The organism is Alphaproteobacteria bacterium LSUCC0684 (assembly GCA_041228335.1).
GTDB lineage: Bacteria > Pseudomonadota > Alphaproteobacteria > Puniceispirillales > UBA1172.
In genome coordinates, this window is record CP166130.1 from 1,588,610 (window position 1) to 1,610,630 (window position 22,021).

Sequence of the window (22,021 nt, forward strand, 5' to 3'; positions counted from 1 at the left end):
TGAGTTATGCTCAAGCCAAGGAGCGGAGAACGTGATGATGCAACCTGAAAAAGACAAGATCCTGCCTTTGCTCAGCGCCATAACAGGGGCAAGACATGTGCTGACGGAAGAGGCGGATACCGCGCCGTATCTGACCGACTGGCGGGGCCATTACACCGGCCGGGCCATGGCGGTTGTGCGCCCGGGAAACACGGAGGAAGTGGCCGCGATCCTGCGCCTGGCCAACAAGGAAAGCCTGCCGGTTGTCCCGCAGGGAGGCAATACAAGCCTCTGCGGCGGCGCCACCCCTGATGCGACCGGCCGGGCCATCCTTATCAGCCTCGCCCGGATGGACCAGATCCGAAATCTTGATCCATATAGCCGCACCATCGTGGTGGAAGCCGGATGCATCCTTGAGAATATCCAGAAGGCCGCCGAGAAGGAGGGGTTGCTGTTCCCGCTCAATTTCGGCTCACGGGGAACCTGCCGGATCGGCGGCAATCTTTCGACCAATGCAGGCGGGCTCAATGTCGTTCGTTACGGCAATGCCCGCAGTCTTTGCCTTGGGCTCGAAGTGGTTGTTGCCGACGGGCGCGTGATGAACCTGCTCTCGCCACTCAAGAAAGACAATACGGGATATGATCTCAAGAATCTCTTCATCGGTGCCGAAGGCACGCTTGGGATAATCACCGCCGCCACGCTCCAGCTCTTTCCCCAGCCGAAAGTCGTTGCCACCGCCTTTGCCGGACTGCGCGACATCGAAGCGGCGATCGAGCTGCTCAACCGTTGCCAGGAAGCCAGCGGCGGCACCGTCACCGCGTTTGAACTGATGCCGCGATCCATTCTTGAAAATGTCCGGCGGCATTTTCCCGATGCGGGGTTCCCCATCGCCGACCCGCCGCCATTTTCGGCCCTGATCGAGATCACCTCCACCGCCGCCGGCGATGCCCGGCCAGCAGATGACGGCAGCCTGCCCTTGAGACGCATGATGGAAACCCTGCTGGCAACGGCGTTTGACGACGGGCTGGTGACGGACGCCACTATCGCCGCAAGCGAAACCCAGCGGCAGATGATCTGGTCGGTGCGCGAACTTACCCCTGAAAGCGAGATCAAGGCCGGGCCCGCCTATAAATCGGATATTTCCATCCCCATCGAACATATGTCGAGTTTCTATGCCAGGGCAGCCCGGGAGGCAGAGGCCATCGCGCCGGGGGTCAAGGTATTCGGCTTCGGCCATCTCGGTGACGGCAACCTGCATTACAATCTTTCGATCCCCGAAGACGGGCATCCGGATTTTCCTTCACTTTACCCCCGGTTTGATGCCATGCTGTCCTCGCTGCTGCGCGAATATGGCGGCTCGATCAGCGCCGAACACGGGATCGGGCAGAAGAAACGTGCCATGCTGCATCAGACAAAGGACCAGACCGCGCTCGATCTGATGGCGGCGATCAAAGCAGCGCTGGACCCGAAAGGAATCATGAACCCGGGCAAAATTCTATAGGAGGCAGCCATGCGACATGCGGAGCGGATCCCCGACATACTTCGATTCTGGTTTGAAGAGACCGAACCGATGCAGCGCTTCAGGAAAGATCCTGATTTCGACGCAGCCATCAAAGACAGGTTCGAGCCGCTGGTGAAAAAGGCCCTGGCAGGGCAGCTCGATGCCTGGGCGGAAAACGCCGACGGCCTGATGGCGCTGATCATCATGCTTGACCAGTTCACCCGCAATATCTATCGCGACACCCCGCTCGCCTTTGCCGGTGACGAGATGGCGCTGGCCCTGTCACGGAAAGGCGTCGTGCGCGGCTATCTCGACCAGTTTGACGACCCGGACTGGCGGCAGTTTCTCCTGATGCCGATGATGCATGCCGAAGATCTCGAGGTGCAGGAAAAATCCCTCCCTCTTTTTGAGAAATACACCGCCGAACGCGTCCATGAATACGCGATCAAACATAAAGTGATTGTTGAACGATTCGGGTATTTCCCGCATCGAAACGAAATTCTTGGCCGCCCGCTCAGCGACGAAGAACGGGAATTTCTCAACGGGCCGGATTCGTCTTTCTAGACTTGCGCCCGGGTTGCGGCTGAAGCTACAGATTTCGGGCAATTTCAAGCACGTCTTCGGGCTTTATCGACCTGATATCCTCCTCCTTGATCCAGCCTGCCCGCGGCCCCACCGGCGCCGACATCGCCGGATCGGTATGACGCGACATCACCATGACCGTCGGCGCGCCAAGGCGGGCGGCAAGAAAAACAGGGCCGGTGTCATTCCCCACCACCAGTCTGGCCGAGGAAAGCAGCGCCGCAAGACCGCGCAGATCCGTCTGGCCAATCAGATCTTTTATGTCTGGTGCTTTTGCGAGAATGGCATCGCCAACCGCGCGATCAAGCGAGGTGCCCACCAGCGCCGGCTCATAGCCCTCATCGGCAAGTTTCATGGCAAGGGCGGAAAACCGTTCCGCCGGCCAGCGCTTGGCAGGCTTGGCGGGCGAACATCCCGGGATCAGGACCGCAAGTTTTGATGATGGCTCTTCCGCCGTGGTTTTCAGCCAGTCCATCGACGCCACGGCATCCGGGCAGCCACCAAGACGTGCCGTCAGCAGCATCCGGTCACGATTGTTCATCCCCGTCATATCCGGCAGCGGATGACTGGCACGGGCCGGCAGGCCGACAAACTCAACGCCGCGCGGGATCAGGTAACGGAAATAGCGGATGGTCCGGCGCGACGACTGGAAATCATAGATACGGTCCCAACCCTGCCGGAAGAGCTGCCGCAGCCGGATATATTCACGCAGCGCGAAAGGCCCGGCGCGATGATCGATATGCACCGCATCGAAAAACGGCATCTCTTCAAGGAAACCGGCAAAGCCCGGGCTTGTCAGCACCGCGAGATGATCACCTTCATGCCCGGCGCGGAGGCTGGCAAAGCCGTCAAGGGCCTGGACAATATCCCCCAGCGCACCATGCTTGATCACCAGTATCCGCCTTGCCTCTGCCATCTTCGGGTTACTTTCTGAAAAACGGGTGCATTATCTTAATACCATCCAGTAAATTGACCTAGCGCGCCGCAAGTATATCTCTAATCGGCTGATCTGCTGCAACTCCACCTATATGGATCTGATGCCAGAGCGCATAAAAGAGCAGTCTCCAGGCCAGCTGCCCCTGGCCATGCGCTGCTTTGCGGATGACCGGCTCAAGGGCGCCTTCACGAACAAGGCTCGAAAGACCCGGTTGAAGCCTGAGCAAGGGGACAAGCGTATCGGCACGCTGGGCGATCCATTCGCCAACAGGGACCGTGAAGCCGCGCTTTCTTGAAAATGCCTCTGCTTCGGGAAGTTCCCGGTGCAGCCACGTCTTTAACAGAAACTTGCCTTGCCTTGAGTTTATCTTTTCTCGCCGCGGCAGATGATACCCATAGGCGGAAAGTTCCCGGTCGATAAAGGGTGTCCGCCCCTCCACGCCGTGGCGCATCAAACACCGGTCCAGTTTGATGAGGAGATTATCGGGCAACCATTCTTCTATGTCCCGGGCCTGCACCTGCCTGAGGCTTGCATCCGGCTCCAGTATTCTTTGGATGAGCGGAATACCCTTATCTGCTCGCTGATACATATCCTGACGGAGAGACTGGGCGAGGTCAGGCTGCAGGATATCAGCCCGGAGAGCAGGCCCCGGGCGGCGCATGGGTTTTGATCTGAAGATGCCTGTGGCCGACCGGTACCGGCCATACCCGGCAAAGAATTCATCCCCGCCCTCACCGGAAAGAATGACTTTGACATCCTCGGCCGCTCTCTTTGCCAGATGAAGCGTGGGAAGAATGGCATAATCCGCAACCGGATCATCGCAAGCCAATGCCGCGAGTCCTGCGATACGGTCAAAATCATCTGCCCCGAACGGAACGACGCTATGCCGCGCGCCAAGCTTTTCGCAAAGATGTGAAGCCAGACGGCTTTCATCCACGGACCGGCCCTGGCCTGCAGTATCAAAGACCACTGTATAGGCATTGACCGGGGCGGTGTTCAGCCGCGCCATCATCGCCAGAATACAGGCGGAATCAACACCGCCAGAAAGAAACATGCCATATGGCACATCCGAAAGAAGATGCGCCTGGATGGAGGATTCCAGCATCCTGTCCAGCCGCTGAAGGCTGGCTTCTTCCGACATATCCGTTTCAAGAGGCCGGTCGCGATGACGAGAGATGATGCTGCCTGCCTGAATTTCAAGCACTTCACCGGGCATCACTCTCCTGACGTTTTCAAATGGGGAGACTGGAGCATATTGCCGGTCAAGGATATAGGCGCCCTGCAAGCGGGACGGTGCCTCATCTCTCAGCAATCCGGCCTCACGCAAGGCACGTATTTCAGAGGCAAAAAACAGCCCCGCCGGGGTTTCGATATAGTAAAGAGGCTTGATGCCGAAAGGATCACGGGCAAGCAATCCACGGTCATTGCCCTTGTCATAAAGAGCAAGCGCGTACATTCCCCGCAATTTCCTGACAAAATCCGGGCCTTCCTTCTGCCACAGGGGAAGCGCAACCTCACAATCTGATCTGCTTTCAAACGCATAGGACAAATCATGACGAAGGTCTTCATGATTATAGATCTCGCCATTTGCTATCAGCATGTGATTGCCTTTGACAAAGGGCTGGGCTCCATCCGCCAGATCAATGATCGAGAGGCGCGTATGGGCAAATCCCGCCTGACCCAACCGGCGTTCACCTTCCCCGTCCGGCCCGCGATGCTTCAGCGCCTGCCGCATCCTGCCGAGGCAACCCCCGGGATGAGGTTGCCCGGGCTTGAGAAAATATCCGGCAATTCCACACATCAGCGTTGCACACCTTGAAGAAAATCGAGCCAGTCCGATACAACCTTTTCCGGCCGGAACGAGTTGTGCCATGTCTGATGGCCGGCAACGGCAAGTCTTAGCTGAAGATCCTTGTCTTTCATCATATCCAGCATCGATGCGGCAAGAGCGCTGGCATCATCGACCGGCACGATAATCCCATCATCTCCATGGCTAAGAATCTGCCTGGCGCCATCGGATGAGGTTGCAATGACAGGTTTTCGCGCACTCAAGGCTTCGGCAATGACATTGCCGAAGGGTTCGTGCCGCGACGGGCAGATGAATATGTCCGCCGCCGCCAGAATGCTCAAGGGCGAATCCTGCCAGCCAAGAAACCTCACTCTTTCCAGTATCCCGAGGTTCACCGCATGGGTTCTGAGCGCGTCGCGCTCTGGTCCATCACCGGCAAGCCACAATATTCCGCCAGGAAGCCGGGCAAAGGCATCAAGTAACGTATCAAAGCCTTTATTTCGGTGCAATCGGCCCATGGCAACAAACAGAGGAACATCCGGCGGCGTCTTCCACGCTTGCCGCGATGCCGCCTCGCCGGTAAATTCAGGCACGAAATTGACCTGATGATGCACGCGATCTTTCGGCCAGCCTCTGGATATCAGCCAATCTGCAATGGCTTTGGTGTTACCGACCAGCCAATCGCAATGGCGATAGTATTTCAGATCATAATACCCGCCAAGACGTCCAACAAGGCACCAGGGCCCGGGCTGGACAAAACCGGTTGCCCTGTTCATCCAGGTGAGGACCACGCCCGGGTCAGCTTTGCTGATCTGGTTGTGCAGTTCTGCCTTATCCAGCATGGCCAGAAGAGGCCGCATTCTATTGGTGCGGACGTCAAGACCCATATCGCGCAACCGAGCAACACGCTGCGGCCATGGCTTGACAATGATCTGCTGATCCACCTGGTGATGATGAAACTGTTCAGCCAGACGTTCGAAGAAAAGCTCGGCGCCGCCATTTTCAGCCCCTGCCATGACCTGAACAAGCGAGAAATCTCCCTGGCCAGGCATCAACTCTTACCCTGCGACACTGGCAGAGATCTGCACATGGGGAAATTATCGACAAAACAATTCATTAATTTACACCCATCGCCATCTGCCTTCCATGCAGGTTCCGGGAAGTTTATCGGCGTTTTCATTCAATTCCCCTATGATGGCACGGCGGGTTTTGTTACATTGTATTCAAAAATATATAGACTATGATCCAACTCCACCACCAAAAGATGCCCGGCACCTCCCATGACCTATCCTGATTTTTCAAAAATTCTCTCTTCAGGCTGTCGGCGTGTCCGGGTCGTGGTGATGGCTGTTCTGACACTCATCACCCTCTCCGGTGCCGGATGGGCGCAGAACTCCGGCGACGCACCGATCGACTTTTCGGCCGATGCGGTCTCATCCGATGCTGAAACAGGCGTCTTGATCGCCACGGGAAACGTGGTGCTGGAGCAGCAATCGATGCGGCTCACCGCCGACCGCGTGGAATATGACCGGAACAAGGGCGAGGCGGTTGCAACCGGATCTGTCATCTTCATCGACAGGGAAGGCAATACCCATTATGCCGACCATCTTCTCCTTGATGGGGATTTTTCAACCGGCTTTGCGGAAGAGGTGATCAGCCGTCTTCAGGATGGATCCTGGCTGAGCGCCGACAGGGCCGATTTCACCGATAAAAGCAGAAAAGTCTTTGACCGGGGCCGGTTTACCCCCTGCAAATGTGATTTCAAGGGCGGTGCCACCCCGGCCTGGGAAATACGCACGTCGGAAACAATCCATGTGGCGGAAGAGACAAAACTTGTCCACAAGAATGTGCGGATGCAGATTTTCTCCGTGCCCATCATGTATTTTCCGTATCTGTCGCATCCGGACTGGACGGTGCGCCGCCAGACCGGGCTGCTTCAACCCCGGATTGCCATTTCTTCCGATGTCGGTTTGATCTATTCGCAGCCCTATTATATCGTGACAGGCGATACCCATGATCTTGAGATCACGCCCTATCTTTTTGGCACGGATGGAAATGCGGTCAATGCCAGATATCGGCGGTTATGGGACAAGAGCGATCTCAATGCCAGAATTACCGGCGGCCGGCTCAATACTTTCAAGAAATCAAAAGAGGATGTTTTCGGCGTTGATGCAACCCTGAACACCATTCTCGGTGATCATTGGAAGACACATGTCCGTCTCTATCGTGCCAGCCAGGATACATTCCAGCGGCGCTACAAGTTTGAAGATGATGAATACCTGAAATCCTATATCACGTCCGAGCGGATTGATCCCTTCAGATACAGCCGTGTTGAAGCCTATGATATTCAGGATCTGCGCAACAACAAGGGGCCGGAAAAGGAACCGGTCATGCTGCCATCGGTTTTTCACGAAAGATACCTGCCCACAAGCCGGGAAAACCTCTCTCTCCGGCTTCGCTTGAGCGCCATCAGCCTGCATAATGACGATTATACCGATATTCGCCGCTGGTCATCGGAAATCTATGGGTATGAAGAATTTCTGACCGGATATGGCGTCTTTTCCTCCGAAGGACGCCTGGTGGGCCAGTACCGCGATATTGAGACCGCAACCGGAAATTCGGGATATACAGGCGAGCTTGGCCAGGCCAGTATCGCCGCCGGGGTCGGCTGGTCCCTGCCGATGACGGCCAGGGTCATGGACAGATTCATGTTTCTGGAGCCGAAAGCCAAATTTGTCTCCATCAGATCCAGTGACCGCACCAACAAGATTCCGAACCGCGACAGTTCGGATTTCAGGCTTGATGAAGCCAATCTTTTCCTCCTTCACCGTCAACAGGGTGAAGATTTCATGATCTCCAACAGCCGCGTTGATCTTGGTGTTTCCGTGTCGCTTGAAGATAAAATTCTCGGCAATGTGGATGGATTTCTCGGCTCATCGATACGATTGTCCGGCAAATCTCCGGACGGACTCAACGCCACCAATGAGCGTGACCGCATTTCCGATATTCTGGCAAGTATTGCCATCAAGCCCCGAAAATATCTGGATTTCTCCTTGTCCGGGCGATTCCATCCAAGAGAATTTGATCTTAACGAAACCAAAACCAGCGCGTCGCTCAGCCTCGGGAAAACACGAGTATCCGCGACCTATAACCAGCTGGCAAAATCCTATTTCAGCGCCGCCAGCACCGAAAAGGAACAGCTGATCCTGACAGCCGAGCAACAACTTCCCGGAAACTGGAGAGTGAAGATCACCCAGGAATATGACCTGTCCAACGATACAAGGAAGCTCAAGGATTCGATGGTTGACTTCAATTATGGTGGCGGTATTCAGGATTGCCTCACCGTCAGTATCGGCTACACACGCGACACGCAATCCGACCGCGATATCAAACCTGTTGATGAAATCTTCCTGTTGTTCAGTTTCAAATATCTCGGGGCGATCAGCACCTCGGATCTCGGGCGCAGCAATTAATCAGGCGCGCCTATACCTTAAAGATCGAGGCTTTCCCTCCCGGGCCAAGTTTTATTGGCAGGGCCCGGGGTTTTTGGCAGGACCATGCGCAGGGCCGGAATTTCCCTGTCACCCGCGGGTGCGAAGATGCTTAAGGACCCAGGCCGGATCTGAATTACTGGGGAAGACCGGGTAATGCACCGCTTCGATGACGCCATTGCCGGCAATGATCGTCACGCGTTTGAGCAGGTCCATCCCGTCAACCGAAAACAAGGGCAGTCTCAAGGCTGATGAAAATTCCATCTCGATATCACTCAGAACAGGGAAAGGCAGATGAAGTCGTTCTGCCATCTCCTGCTGATAGTCTCTGTCTTGCGTGCTGAGCCCGAATATCTCCGCGCCCAGTTCCCTGATTTCAGCGCTACTGTCCCGAAACGCGCAGTTCTGCGGGGTGCAGCCTCTTGCCCCGGGAATATCATCCCAGCCTTCCGGCAGCGCAACACCTGGCTTGCCGGTCATGGGATAGCAGAAGATGACAACCTTCCCCGCCACGCGGGCAGGATTGACCATGCCGCCCCTGGTGGACGGAAGCTCGATATCAGGAAGATTTACCCCCATGAGGTGATCACAGGCCCCGTCATCTTCGGGAACGGGCAGATTTTCCGGAAGTTTTTCGTAATTTGCGGACATGTCTTTTATCCTTACTCCACGGTAACGGATTTTGCGAGGTTGCGCGGCTGGTCGACATCCGTTCCCTTATGGACCGCCGTCAGGTAGGACAGCATCTGTGCCGGGATCGACAACAGGATCGGCGCCACGGCAGGGTGGCAATCCGGCACCGGAATGACCGGCCCGAGTTCGGCCGCCGCCGAAGCTGCGCCCTCGGTTGCAATGGTGATCACCGACGCCCCTCTTGCCCGTGCCTCCATCAGGTTGCTGACCGATTTATCGAGATGTTCGCCCGAGGTCATCATGGCAATCACCGGCATGCCCTCTTCGATCAGCGCGATCGGGCCATGCTTCATTTCCCCCGAGGCATATCCTTCGGCATGAATATAGCTCAACTCCTTTAATTTGAGCGCCCCTTCAAGCGCCAATGGATAGAGAAGCCCGCGCCCCAGAAAGAGACAGGAAGACGCCCGGGAAAGCATCGGCACATGGGCCTCTACTCCCTCCATCAAGCTCAACGCCTTGCCCACCAGCCGGGGGAGCGCCATCAGGCCTTCTTCGATGGCGGCCGCGTCCTGTTCCGAAAGGACCCCGCGATCACGGCCAAGAACAACCGCCATCCCAAGCAGAACAGTCAACTGGGCGGTAAATGCCTTGGTGCTGGCAACCCCGACTTCAGGGCCGGCATGGGTGAGCAGCTGGATATCTGTCTCACGATAGATCGTGGATTCAGGCACGTTGATAACGCCCAGCGTCCGGACACCTTTTTCCGAGGCGTAGCGAAGCGCCATCAGGGTATCCAGACTCTCCCCGGATTGCGAGATACCTGCCGCCAGATCAAGATGCCTGACCGAAGGCTGACGATACCTGAATTCGGATGCGATTTCCGTCACCACCGGCAGATCGGCCAGCGATTCGATCCAGTATTTGCCGATCATCGCGGCGTTATGCGATGTCCCCGCCCCAAGCAGAAGCAACCCCTTGAGGGCCGCATGATCCCCGAGATCCATCGCAAGATGACCGCTATTGTCGGTGATGCTGGCAAGGGTGTGGGAAATGGCATCGGGCTGCTCGTGAATCTCTTTCAGCATGAAATGCTGATATCCTTCTTTCGAGACCAGATGCGGGTTGGAGGGAACGCTCACCACCGGACGTTGCGCCGGTCTGTTATCGGCGCTCCGGATATCCACATGATCTTTCGACACCACGCCAAAATCACCATCCTCAAGGAAAATAACCCGCTGTGCCAGTCCGCCCATGGCAATCGCGTCCGAGCCGATATAATTGGCGCCATCACCAAGGCCGACCGCCAGGGGCGACGCGTTGCGCGCAATCGCGATCTGCCCGGGAAAGGCGAGAGACAATACGGCAAAGGCAAAAGCACCTTTGATGCGCTCCAGCACCGCCGCCGTCGCGTCGATCAGGGTTTCATGTTCCGCCATCGCTTCGGAAAAGAGATGGCAGAGCACTTCGGTATCGGTTTCGCTTGAAAAGATGTGGCCGCGGGAGGCCAGTTCATCCTTCAACTGCCGAAAGTTTTCAATGATCCCGTTATGGACGACCGCCACGCTGTCGTTTTCGGTCATGATCGGGTGGGCGTTTTCCAGCGTCACCCCGCCATGGGTGGCCCAGCGCGTATGCCCGATCCCGACCGACCCGGAAACCGGCTCTTTTTCAAGTAACTGGCCAAGGGCCCTGAGTTTGCCGACCGCACGTCGGCGAACGAGCCGCTCCCCCTGATGCATGCAGATGCCGGAAGAATCGTAGCCGCGATATTCCAGCCGCCGAAGCGCATCATAAAGGGCTTCCGATGCCTCGGCATCTCCTATGGCTCCAACAATTCCGCACATGGCAAACTCCGATCCATTTGATGCTTTCAGTTTTAGTTATTTTTCAGCGCGGTATCAATGCTTTGGATGAGTATATTCTTTATTAACCTTTCCAAGGAAGGTATAAAGAGGGCATGGAATTCGCGTCGGTCATACTGGCAGCGGGCGCGGGCAAGCGGATGAAATCAAGCCTGCCCAAGCCCCTGCATCGCCTCGGGGGCAAACCCATGCTCTCCTGGGCGCTGGAAGCGGCCCATCTTGCCGGGGCATCACGGCAGATTGTTGTCATGCCCAAGGACGCGCTGGCGGTCACAAAATTTCTTGATACCTACCGAGATATCACCGGGCTTGATATCATCCCGGCGGTGCAGGACCCGCCTCTCGGCACCGGTCACGCGGTGGAGGCCGCGAAACCCGCCCTCAACATGTTCAGCGGCGTCATTCTTGTCGCTTTTGCCGACACCCCGCTGGTGACAGCAGAAACCTACCGCCGGATGGCGGATCATCTGCTTTCGGTAGATGACGCCGCGGTTGTGTGCCTCGGCTTCGATGCCGATGATCCCACCGGATATGGCCGGCTGATCACGTCTTCATCGGGCCAGGTTGAGGCCATTGTCGAGGAAAAGAACACAAATCCTGCCGAGGCCGCGATCCGTTTCGTCAATGCCGGTATCATGGCGATCAGGGCGCCGCTTGCCTTCGAGCTGCTTGAAGACTGCCCTTTTAATGAGGTCAGCGGTGAAAAATATCTGACCGATATTGTCGCAGCTGCACGGGCAAAGGGGCATGCCGCGCTCTGTCTCAAGGCCGAGCAGGCCGAGGTGATGGGGATCAACAGTCGTCATGATCTGGCCCTTGCCGAAGCAGAGCTGCAAAAACGGCTCAGATGGGCGGCGATGGAGGCGGGCGCAACGCTGATTGCACCTGAAACCGTCCATCTTCATTACGATACGGTTCTTGAGAAGGACGTGATTATTGAGCCGCATGTGGTCTTCGGCCCCGGGGTTATTATCGGCGAAGGCAGCGAGATCAGGGCTTTCAGCCATCTTGAAGGCGTGCGGACCGGCGCCTGCTGCATCATTGGCCCATATGCACGCCTGCGCCCGGGAACGACGCTTGGCGAAGGCGTCCGTATCGGCAATTTCGTTGAAACGAAAAACACCACCATGGGGGATCTTTCCAAGGCCAATCACCTGACCTATCTCGGCGATACCACCGTCGGAACGAAGGCGAATATCGGCGCCGGGACGATCACCTGCAATTACGACGGCACCAGCAAGCATTCAACCCATATAGGTGATGAAGCGTTTATCGGCTCCAACACGTCGCTTGTGGCGCCGGTCAGCGTCGGTGACCGGGCCATGATCGGCGCCGGCAGCACCATCACCGAGCCCGTCGAGGCGGACAGCCTCGCGGTTGCAAGAGCCGAGACCAGACACCTTTCCGGCGGGGCCAAGCGTTTCCGCGAGAAGAGACGAGAAGATGTAAAATGACCGGCAAAACGAAACTTACCCCGGGGGAGATTTTCACCCGCATCAGCACGGCGAGACTGGCCATTGTCGGCGATGTCATGCTCGATCAGTTCATCTCCGGTCATGTTGAGCGCATCTCTCCCGAAGCGCCGGTGCCGGTGATGTCACGCGCAAGTTCGGTCGCCATGCCGGGAGGCGCGGCCAATGTCGCGCGCAACCTCTGTCATCTCGGGGCCCGGGTCTCGCTGATCGGCGTCACCGGCCATGATGAAGCCGCCGCCATGCTAAGGAAGGCGATCGCAACAGAACCCGGCATCCGTTTCCGTGCCATTGCCGACAGGAAAAGGCCGACAACCCTCAAGACCCGATATTCCGCCGCCGGCCAGCAGATGCTGCGGGTGGATGAGGAAGACACAACCGAGATTTCCGCTGCCATCGCGAGAAAAATCCTCGCGGTTGCGGAAATAGAGATCAACAAGGCAGATGCCCTCATCCTTTCGGATTATAACAAGGGCGTGATCACCCGTGATACAGCCCGGGCCCTGATACGCCTTGCCCGCAAAGCAGGTATCCCTGTTCTTGTCGATCCCAAGAAAACGGATGCGGGCATATTTTCAGGGGCGAGCATCATCACCCCAAATCTGGGCGAGCTCAGGCAGATGACCGGGCTTGCCCTTGCAAGCCGGAATGAAATTGCCCTTGCAGCACGCAAGATGGCCTCCTCCCACGGTATAGGGCAGATCCTCGCCACCATGGGGGCAGAAGGAATGATGCTGGCGGATGCCTCATCTCCCCCGTTCGTGATCGCGTCGATGGCAAGGTCGGTCTTCGATGTATCCGGCGCAGGCGACACGGTGATCGCGATGCTTTCAGCGGCGCTCGCCGTCGGCACGGAAAGCATGGAAGCGGTCCGCCTTGCCAATGCCGCGGCGGGGATAGTTGTCGGCAAGGCAGGCACGTCTTCGGTAACGCCGGGTGAAGTCCTCAGCGAATTGGTGGCTGGCGGTGCCAGCGATGCGGCACGATTGCGTGATGAGATCTTGCGCTGGCGGCAGGAAGGGCTCCGCATCGGCTTTACCAATGGCTGTTTTGACCGGCTTCATCCCGGGCATATCCGGGTGCTGGAAAAGGCCGCTTCCTGCTGTGACCGGTTGATTGTCGGCCTCAATTCAGACATCTCGACGAGGAAGCTCAAGGGCGAGGGTCGCCCCCTGCAGGATGAAGACACCCGCGCCGCCGTGCTGGCAAGCCTGCCCATGGTCAGCGCCGTTGCCATCTTTTCGGAAAAAACCCCGGCACGGCTCATCCGCCGGATCATGCCTGACCGGCTGATCAAGGGCGGAGATTATACCGCCGACCAGATCGTCGGGGCTGATCTTGTCCGCGCCAATGGCGGCAAGGTCATTGTCGTGCCGATACGCGAGGGGTATTCCACCACAAGGCTGAGCGGGCGCTGACGATCAGGACAAGGGGGCGTCCATAGCCCCCTGCCCCGGCATGTCCCGTATCAGAACGCGCTGTCCTTGCCGGACATGAAGTCCCGGTCAATTTTGGACAGAGGCTTGTCATCAAGGACGCTTTCAAAGGCTTTCAGGCGCTTGTGAATGGACAAGAGTTCAATGATCGTCGGCCAGGAATTGACGATATACTGGAATGAATTGGACACCTGGCCGAAGGCCGTCAGGATCTGCTGAAGTATGCCAAGCGTAATCGCGCCGGAGACGATTGTCGGGATCAGGATAAAATACGAGAAGATATTATCCGCCTGAATATAGAAACTCCGGGCCACGTTGAAATACATGTAATGGAAATAGAGCCGGAAATAATTTTTCCGGACATTTTCAAAAAGCTCTTTCACCGTCATCGGCTCGGCCCGGGCCGGATCATCCTCTCCATAGACAAGCTCTTTTCGGAACGCGGCTTCCACCCGCTGATTGCGAAACTCGAGCCCGGGAAGTTTCACGCCGACCGCGGCGAGGAAAACAGTGCCGAAAATCGACCAGAAGATCGCCGCATACAGCAGCGGATCAGGAATTTCGCCGACAATCGGCAATTCCTTGACATAGACCGAAAGCGAGAAGAGAACCGGCAGGAAGGCAAAAAGAGTCATCACCGCGTCGACCACCGACACCCCAAGACCTTCCATGATCCCGGCAAAACGCATGGTATCTTCCTGGATACGCTGGGAGGCCCCTTCCACCGTCCTAAGCTTCGACCAGTGGGAGACATAGTAATCATTCATCGCTGTCCGCCAGCGGAAGATATAGTGGCTGACAAAAAACCGCGTGATGACAAACACCGCGATGAACAGAAATGCTATTTCAGCAAAGGTGATGATATAGGCATAAAGATCCCAGGCCGTGACATTGCCTTTACCGGTGAGCGCGTCCTGAACCGCATCGAAAAACGGACGCCGCCAGTTGTTGATGGCAACCGAAACCTGAACGCCGAAATAGGTGCTGAAGAGAATGAGCGATGAGCCGAGGATGGACCACATCTGCCAGCGATGCGGCGCGACAATGAACCAGAACGCGGCAAAAATCAACGTGATCAGCCCGTAATAGATATAAAACCAGATGAAATCCGATGAGGCAAAATAACCAAGCCCGATGATGGGCTCTGCCCCTTCTTCGGGGAAGGTGAACCCGAGCGCCGTGCCGACATCCTGCCCGGCCGTATACCAGAAAAGAACGGTAACCGCCGACCAGAGTACAACACTTGAAAAGAACAGAAGAGGTTTCGGGAAAAACGACTGAAACATGAAGTCACTTCCTTTCGGGTTTCATGGAATTCGCATCGAGGCGGCCACGCCAATTGGGCAATCCGGCCAGTTGACGATACTTCGCAATGGTCCGGCGTGCAACGATGATCCCTTCACGGCCAAGTTTTTCAGCCAAGGTATCATCGGAAAGCGGCATAGATATGTCCTCTTCGGCCACAAGCCTTGAGATATGGGCGGAAACCGCCCGGCCCGCCACCTGGCTTCCATCAGGTTGACCAAGCCCCACCGCAAAAAAATCCTTGAGCGCAATCATGCCACGCGGGGTCTGGCAGAGTTTGTCGACGACAAGACGGCTGATCGTGCTCTTGTGGCATCCCATCTCTTCGGCCAGATCCTGCATGCGATACGGCCGTATTCCCGCATCTCCCTGATCAAGGAATTCCTTCTGCACCCGAAGCAGAATAACACCGGCTTCAAGCAACATGGCCGAACGCTGGCGAATAGCGGCATTAAGCCAGCCGGCTTCTTCCCTTGCCTTCTTGCGGAGCAGGCGGGTGGCTTCATCCTCCTCGCCGTCGTCTTCAGGCATGAGCTCAACCCGGGGCAGGCTTGCCTGATTGACGGCAATACTGTAGCCATGTTCGGATTTTTCAATGATCAGATCAGGCCGGAAGATATCCCCCCGGTCCACCAGAAACCCGGCACCCGGGCGGGGGTTGCATGATCTCATCCCAGCCAGCACCGCTTCGATCTCTTGCGGATCAAGCCCCGTGATGCGGGCAAGCCCCGCAACCCCTTCTTCGGGAAGAAGATCAAGATGCGCCAGCACCGCGGTTGCGGATTCCGTCAGCCTGCCCTGATCGGCAAGCTGTATCCTGAGGCATTCGGCAAGGTTGCGGGCAAAGACACCGGCAGGTTCAAGTTCATGAAGCCGGGCCATCAGTTCTTCAAATGCCGCCTCATCCATGCCCATGGAGCGGGCCGCCTCGACGCCCGAAGGATCAAGCCAGCCCGCGGGCGAAACATGCTCAACAAGCGCCATCGCCACCGCCCTTTCCGACGGGTCGCGGAGAGACTGGTTGATCTGGCGAAAGAGATGTTCTGCCAGGGTGACAGGGTGAAGCGCTTCCCCGGAGATATGCCCCATATCAAGCGGGATATCCTGCCCATGCCCTGAAAGGGGGTGGTCTTCAGGCAGGGTGATATCAAGAAGCGGGTTGGCGGATTGAAGATCTTCGGCAAGGCGGCTGATGCCAGCGCCTCGAAGAGAGAGAACGGCAATCGACTGCCGCATCCGCGGGGTCAGCGCAAGACGCTGTTTTGCCTTAAGCCCTGCATGAGGCGAAACCCCGAGCCGCGCCATCAATCCCGGCTTTCGTGATCATATATCACGGCGCTGATCACCAGCCCCATGGCAATGAACACCGTTATCATCGCAGTCCCGCCATAGGAAATCAGCGGCAGGGGCGAGCCAACCACCGGCAGCATCCCCGTCACCATGCCGATATTTACAAAAAGATAGAGAAACAGCATCATGGATATGCCGAAGATCATCAGTTTGGAAAACCGGTATTTCAGCTGCAGGCCGGTGCGCAAAAGCAGCGCAATCAGCCCGATATACAGCCCGAGAATGGCAATACAGCCGATGAAGCCGAATTCTTCACCGATCATGGTAAAGACAAAATCGGTCTGCTTTTCGGGCAGGTAATTCAACCGGCTCTGGCTGCCCTGAAGATACCCTTTACCCAGAAAACCACCACTGCCGAGGGCGATCTTGGCCTGGGTGATCTGATAGCCTGCCCCGAGCTGATCTGCGCCGGGATTGAGGAAGATGAGAATCCGGTCGCGCTGATACTGATAGAGCTGGGACCAGAGAACAGGTATTGCGGCAAGTGCAAATCCAAAAATTCCCATCACCATCCAGCGCGGCATGCCGGCAATAAAAACCACCGCCGCGGCTGAACCGAAGAGCATGACCGAGGTCCCGAGATCAGGCTGGATCAAGACCAAAGCAAACGGCACCAGCGCAATGATGAAAGCCGGAACATAGGTCAGGACCCGGCGGAGCAATTCAGGGTTGATGGTATGAAAATAGGCGGCAAGGGTGAGAATGACGGCAAGTTTTGCCGGCTCAGATGGTTGCAGATTAAAGCCGCCGATACTGATCCATCGCTGCACCCCCTCCCCGGTGCCAATGAATCGAAGGGACACCAGAAGCAGGATAGACCCCGCCCATCCGACAGCGGCCAGTTTGCGGTAATACCAGATCGGCACCGCCGCAATCCCCGCCATCAATACCAGTCCAAGACCAACCCGGATCAGATGACGTGACGCCCATGGCGACCAGCTGCCGCCCGCAGCGGAATAGAGCGCAAGTACCCCGATGAGGCCCAGCACGATCAGGATAAGTATCATGGACAAGGGGATCTTGCGGAGACGCTGTAATGCGGAAACCGGCGGCGCCAGCGGATGCGCAAGATGACGCGATGGCATCAGGGCGGGTTTCATCAGATCCCCTCCTTCAATATGTGATTCATCACCTTGCTTGCAATCGGCGCTGCAACCGAGGAGCCGCCGCCGCCATGCTCGACAATAACGGAAATCGCGTATTTCGGCGCATCATACGGGGCATAGCCGACAAAAAGCGCATGATCGCGAAACTTCCATGGCCGGTCGATATTGTCGATGATGCCGCTTTCCCGCTCAGCCTTGGTGATGGCCTTGACCTGTACTGTTCCGGTCTTGCCGGCAAGGGGATATCCCTCATCGGTGAGATCATGATTCCGGGCCGTTCCCAGTTTGCCGTTCATCACCCGCCGCATGCTGCGCTGGATGATTTTAAGCGCATAGGGATTGATCTCCAGATCCGCGAATTCGGGCACCTCGCCTTGAGCTTCCATCACCGTTGGTTCAACGGCTTTCTTCCCGTTGGCGAGGCGCGCCGTCATCACGGCCAGTTGAAGCGGCGTTGACAGCACATAGCCCTGGCCGATCGACGCATTGACGGTTTCCCCGAGGGTCCAGAAACTGCCGATGGCCTTTTCCTTCCAATCCTTGTCGGGAACAAGCCCGTTCTTCTCCCCGGGCAGACCTATTCTTGTCTTCTGGCCGAGGCCGAGCCGATGTGCCATTTCAGCTATTCGCGCAATCCCTGTCTTAAGGCCGATTTCATAAAAGAACACATCACAGGACTGTTCAATCGCCTGCAATACATTGACCGTGCCATGCCCCAGTTTCTGCCAGCAGTGAAAATCCTTGTTGCCGACGGTCTTATGCCCGGGGCAGAAGAATGTTGTTTTTTCGCTGATAACGCCGGCTTCAAGCGCGGCCAGCGCCACCAGCATCTTGAAGGTTGAACCGGGGCTGTACTGACCTGAAAGCGCGCGATCGAGAAGTGGGCGCCGCTTGTTTTCAATCAGCGCTTTCCATTCCGCTGAACTGATACGCCCGGAAAAGACATTGGGATCAAATGTCGGGGAGGAAACAAGGGTGCGAACGGCACCGGTATGGATATCCATGACCACCACCGAACCTGTTTCCGGCGGGATGATGCGGCCCTTGCTGTCTTCAAACAAGGTCGTTTCCGCCGCCGGGATCAACCTGGCCAGATCAGGATTGGCCGAAAGCGCACGCCTGACCTTGGGGTGAGAGCGCGGAAGAGATTTGTGCGGCCCCTGTTTCAGCCATGCCAGCGCCTGATGCTGGCAATCAACATCAATCGTGAGCCGGATATCCCTGCCGGTACTGGGTTGATCATCCACCGCGGTGCGAATGGGACGGCCAAGAGCATTGACAAGTATGCGCTCCCGGCCCGGGGCCCCGCGCAGGACCTGCTCCTGCGCCTTTTCCACCCCTGTCTTGCCGGTGAAAAGAGAGGCAAGTTCAGGGGTGATCAGCCCCTTGTTGATTTCATCCTTGGTGACGCGGTTGACATATCCCGTCAGATGCCCCACCAGAAGCCCCTGGGGATAGACACGCTTTTCCACTTTGGCAAAACTTACCCCCGAAAGTTCGGGGCTGCGCACCACAAGCCTTGAAACCTCCCGCTGGGTCAGGTCGGAACGGATGATAATCGGCAGAAAAGACGACTGCCCCGAGGCTTCTTTGAGGATGGCGGCTATTTCTTCATCGCTTAACTCGATCAGGCGGGCGAGCTGACGCAAGGACCGTTCGAGATCACGGGTGTAATCCGGGATGATGCTGAGCGCGTAGGCTTCGGCATTACCTGCCAGCAGCCTGCCGCGGGTGTCGAAAATCCGCCCCCTTGACGGCGGGATGATGCGAAAATCATATTTGTTGCGTTCCGAGAGCCGGTTATAGGTCAGCCCTTCCTGAATCTGGAGATAATAGAGTCTGGCAGCAAGACCGCCGACAAGGAGTGCCTGTGCGCCACCAAGGATCAGGGCCCGGCGGCTGATCATGGTTTCATGGAGACGCATATTCCTGGTGATCATCTGCCTCTCCGCCAGACAAGAGAAAGGTTGGAAGATAATATTGTCAGCCAGTACAGGATCGGGAACAGCAGCACGGTTGACGCGAACTGGAACAGAACAGGCCCGATGGCCGGAAAATGACCGGTGTAAAGGACCAATACCAGCAGACCATAGATCTGGACAACCGCCATCACCAGGCCGAATTCGGACCAGACAGTCCCGGCATCGGCATCCGCGAGCCTCACCCGGCGCCACATCACCGCCGCCTGAACGATCACCATAAGGCTGACGGTATAGCCAAGCGGGCTGCCCTGAACAAGATCATAGACAAGACCGACGATGACAACCATCGACGTTGGCAGCGCTGCGGGCAATTGCAGGGTCAGAATGAAAAGCATGATCAGCATGATCCGCGGCACGCTGCCGAAAAATATCGGCATATGACCAAGCGCACTTTCAGCAAAGGCCAGGGTCAGCATCCCGACAAACCCGATCACCTGCGGCAGAAGAAGCGGGCCTTCATGTTCTTCATGCGGTGTCACGGTCTTTCTCCGGTGGACGGAATTTCATTTTCAGGGCTGCGCTGGCCGAGGGCATTGATACCTTCAAGGGTGAAGCCCTGTTCGTCTTCTGGAAGTGTCCGGAACGTCTGATCGTAAATATCATCAAGAGCAAATCCGGGATCTTCCGGCGTGGTCAGAACAGAGACAAAACCCAGCCGCTGAAGATCAACCACCGGGCGTACCTTGATCATATCGGAACGGACTTCGGAAATACGCCCAACAGGTATCCCGGGCGGCAACACGCCGCCATGACCGGATGTCTGAACAAGATCATCAAGATTAGCCGTGGCCTCGGCTGGCAGAAACCTCAGATCAAGCTCGGTACTGTTGAGCCCGGCTGTTGTCGCCGGCCAGGACGACGCCGACAGGATGACCGGGATCATGGCGTTGATATCCGTCACCAGCAGAACCTGGCTGTGCTTGGCGCCAACACTCACCACGATGCCCACCAGCCCGTCGGTGGTGGTCACGGCGTTGCCTTTCCTGATGCCGGCATAGGCGCCCGCGTTGATGAGAACGGAATGCGCAAAACTGTCCGCGTTCACGGCAATGACCCGGGCAGCGACAGGTGTTGTCCCGCCTGGAATGATCACGCCGCTGACCGATCTGAGCTGCCGGTTTTCGTTTTGCAGAATTTCAGCCTTGCGTCGCCACTGGCGCAAACGTTCCACATCTTCCTTGAGGCGGATGTTTTCTTCACGGAGATTGGCCACGGCCTGCATGCTGCTTACCATCGCATAGACGGCCCGGAACGGCACGGAGACAACTTCGGCGATCGGCGTGATAAATCCGGTGAGGCCAGTCCGGGCAGAATTGATCGCGCTGATATCCACCTTGCCAAGAAGCAGCATCGCAACGCAAGCGACAAAGATCAGGACCTGTCTGGTGATCCCGCTCGATTTCGGGCTACGTTTACGACTGCCCTTGGTTCTGGCCATAGTCTGCCTTATGCGCCAACCAATACGTTCTGCAAGGTCCGCATTTCTTCAAGGCAACGTCCGGTTCCGAGAGCAACACATGTCAGCGGATCTTCAGCAATGGAAACGGCAAGGCCGGTTGAATCCCTGAGCACGGTGTCAATCTCGGCAAGGAGACTGCCGCCACCTGTCATGACAATGCCTTTTTCCACGATATCTGCCGCAAGTTCGGGAGGAGTCTGTTCGAGCGCGACTTTCACGCCCTCGATGATCTGGCGGATGGAATCGGACAGCGCATCGGCAACCTGCACCTGGTTGATCCGGATCTCCTTCGGCACGCCGTTGACGAGATCGCGACCCCGGACCGAGATTTTCTGGCCGTTTGTACCCTGAGGTTTGCAGGCAATCCCGATCTCTTTCTTGATGCGTTCCGCGGTCGACTCCCCGATCAGGAGATTATGCGTGCGCCGCATGTAATTGATCAGCGCTTCATCAAACTTGTCGCCACCGACGCGAACGGAATGGGCATAGACAATATTTCCAAGAGAAATGATGGCAACTTCGGTCGTCCCGCCACCGATATCCACCACCATGGACCCGGACGGTTCCGTCACCGGCAGGCCTGCACCAATAGCCGCTGCCATCGGCTCTTCGATCAGGTAGACACGTCTTGCGCCTGCACTTTCAGCGGATTCCTGAATGGCCCGCCGCTCAACCGCCGTCGACCCGGAGGGCACGCAGATGATGACCTGGGGGCTTGAAAGCGGCATTTTGCCGTTCACCTTGCGGATGAAATGCTTGATCATTTCTTCGGCGACTTCAAAATCCGCAATCACGCCATCTGCCATGGGGCGGATCGCGCGGATGTTTCCAGGTGTCTTGCCCAGCATGACCTTGGCCTCTTCGCCAACCGCCAGAACCTGCTGCTTGCCACGGATCTGGGCGATGGCCACCACGGAAGGCTCATTAAGAATGATCCCGCGTCCCTTGACATAGACAAGCGTGTTCGCTGTTCCGAGATCGATCGCAAGATCAGCCGAAAACAATCCTCTGATAGCGTTTAGCATGAGCAATACCCTAAATCCGGTCCCCTAGAATTGCATGGCCGTTTTCACGGCGGATCGTGGCAAAACCATCGACCTACCCCATCTTTAATACAGAAATGTGGCTAAATCC

Annotated in this window: 17 protein-coding genes; 5 read left to right on the forward strand and 12 right to left on the reverse strand. The window is 56.9% G+C overall.

The features are described 5' to 3' along the window. Positions 1-34 precede the first annotated feature (34 nt). Positions 35-1,480 (forward strand): FAD-binding oxidoreductase, encoded by a 1,446-nt coding sequence (locus tag AB8880_07600; protein XDZ64790.1) that lies wholly within the window; start codon positions 35-37, stop codon positions 1,478-1,480. A gap of 9 nt (positions 1,481-1,489) precedes the next feature. After that, on the forward strand, positions 1,490-2,044 hold the full coding sequence (locus AB8880_07605) for a DUF924 family protein (protein ID XDZ64791.1): 555 nt from the start codon (positions 1,490-1,492) through the stop codon (positions 2,042-2,044). A gap of 25 nt (positions 2,045-2,069) precedes the next feature. On the opposite strand, the gene AB8880_07610 is transcribed toward AB8880_07605, so the two are convergent. From AB8880_07610 to AB8880_07620, 3 genes are read right to left on the reverse strand one after another with little or no spacing between them, the layout of a single operon-like run. Then, positions 2,070-2,978, reverse strand: a complete 909-nt coding sequence (locus AB8880_07610) for a glycosyltransferase family 9 protein (GenBank protein XDZ64792.1) — start codon at positions 2,976-2,978, stop codon at positions 2,070-2,072. Positions 2,979-3,036: 58 nt separating this feature from the next. Then, positions 3,037-4,800: an asparagine synthase (glutamine-hydrolyzing) gene (asnB, locus tag AB8880_07615; protein XDZ64793.1), complete on the reverse strand. Its 1,764-nt coding sequence runs from the start codon at positions 4,798-4,800 to the stop codon at positions 3,037-3,039. Next, positions 4,800-5,840, reverse strand: a complete 1,041-nt coding sequence (locus tag AB8880_07620; protein ID XDZ64794.1) for a glycosyltransferase — start codon at positions 5,838-5,840, stop codon at positions 4,800-4,802. The genes asnB and AB8880_07620 overlap by 1 nt, the downstream gene beginning before the upstream one ends. A 228-nt stretch (positions 5,841-6,068) precedes the next feature. Between AB8880_07620 and AB8880_07625 the strand changes: the two genes are divergently transcribed. Beyond that, positions 6,069-8,261 carry an LPS-assembly protein LptD gene (locus AB8880_07625; GenBank protein ID XDZ64795.1) on the forward strand — a complete coding sequence of 731 codons (2,193 nt, stop codon included), beginning with the start codon at positions 6,069-6,071 and terminating at the stop codon, positions 8,259-8,261. Between the two features lie 108 nt (positions 8,262-8,369). Here the strand turns inward: AB8880_07625 and AB8880_07630 are convergent, their stop codons facing one another. After that, entirely contained in the window at positions 8,370-8,930 is a 561-nt protein-coding gene (locus AB8880_07630) for a peroxiredoxin (GenBank protein ID XDZ64796.1), read from the reverse strand. A gap of 11 nt (positions 8,931-8,941) precedes the next feature. Further along, positions 8,942-10,759 (reverse strand): glutamine--fructose-6-phosphate transaminase (isomerizing), encoded by a 1,818-nt coding sequence (glmS, locus tag AB8880_07635; protein XDZ64797.1) that lies wholly within the window; start codon positions 10,757-10,759, stop codon positions 8,942-8,944. Between the two features lie 113 nt (positions 10,760-10,872). Here glmS and glmU point away from each other — a divergent pair, with 113 nt between their 5' ends. Both glmU and AB8880_07645 read left to right on the forward strand, forming a co-directional pair. Beyond that, entirely contained in the window at positions 10,873-12,231 is a 1,359-nt protein-coding gene (glmU, locus tag AB8880_07640) for a bifunctional UDP-N-acetylglucosamine diphosphorylase/glucosamine-1-phosphate N-acetyltransferase GlmU (protein ID XDZ64798.1), read from the forward strand. Then, on the forward strand, positions 12,228-13,667 hold the full coding sequence (locus AB8880_07645) for a PfkB family carbohydrate kinase (GenBank protein ID XDZ64799.1): 1,440 nt from the start codon (positions 12,228-12,230) through the stop codon (positions 13,665-13,667). The genes glmU and AB8880_07645 overlap by 4 nt, the downstream gene beginning before the upstream one ends. A 50-nt stretch (positions 13,668-13,717) precedes the next feature. On the opposite strand, the gene sbmA is transcribed toward AB8880_07645, so the two are convergent. The 7 genes from sbmA to AB8880_07680 are packed head-to-tail and all read right to left on the reverse strand — an operon-like array spanning position 13,718 to position 21,912. Further along, complete coding sequence (gene sbmA, locus AB8880_07650) at positions 13,718-14,971, reverse strand: peptide antibiotic transporter SbmA (GenBank protein ID XDZ64800.1); 1,254 nt, start codon at positions 14,969-14,971, stop codon at positions 13,718-13,720. A 4-nt stretch (positions 14,972-14,975) separates the two neighbouring features. Then, the gene (gene rpoN, locus AB8880_07655) at positions 14,976-16,295 is read right to left on the reverse strand and encodes an RNA polymerase factor sigma-54 (protein ID XDZ64801.1); all 1,320 of its coding nucleotides are present in this window, start codon (positions 16,293-16,295) and stop codon (positions 14,976-14,978) included. Continuing rightward, positions 16,295-17,440, reverse strand: a complete 1,146-nt coding sequence (gene rodA, locus AB8880_07660) for a rod shape-determining protein RodA (GenBank protein ID XDZ64802.1) — start codon at positions 17,438-17,440, stop codon at positions 16,295-16,297. The genes rpoN and rodA overlap by 1 nt, the downstream gene beginning before the upstream one ends. Further along, complete coding sequence (gene mrdA, locus AB8880_07665) at positions 17,440-19,386, reverse strand: penicillin-binding protein 2 (GenBank protein XDZ64803.1); 1,947 nt, start codon at positions 19,384-19,386, stop codon at positions 17,440-17,442. Before mrdA ends, rodA begins: the two co-directional genes overlap by 1 nt. Further along, positions 19,383-19,907: a hypothetical protein gene (locus tag AB8880_07670; protein ID XDZ64804.1), complete on the reverse strand. Its 525-nt coding sequence runs from the start codon at positions 19,905-19,907 to the stop codon at positions 19,383-19,385. Before AB8880_07670 ends, mrdA begins: the two co-directional genes overlap by 4 nt. After that, positions 19,904-20,866, reverse strand: a complete 963-nt coding sequence (mreC, locus tag AB8880_07675) for a rod shape-determining protein MreC (protein XDZ64805.1) — start codon at positions 20,864-20,866, stop codon at positions 19,904-19,906. The genes AB8880_07670 and mreC overlap by 4 nt, the downstream gene beginning before the upstream one ends. A gap of 8 nt (positions 20,867-20,874) precedes the next feature. Further along, the gene (locus tag AB8880_07680; GenBank protein ID XDZ64806.1) at positions 20,875-21,912 is read right to left on the reverse strand and encodes a rod shape-determining protein; all 1,038 of its coding nucleotides are present in this window, start codon (positions 21,910-21,912) and stop codon (positions 20,875-20,877) included. Between the last annotated feature and the right edge of the window lie 109 nt (positions 21,913-22,021).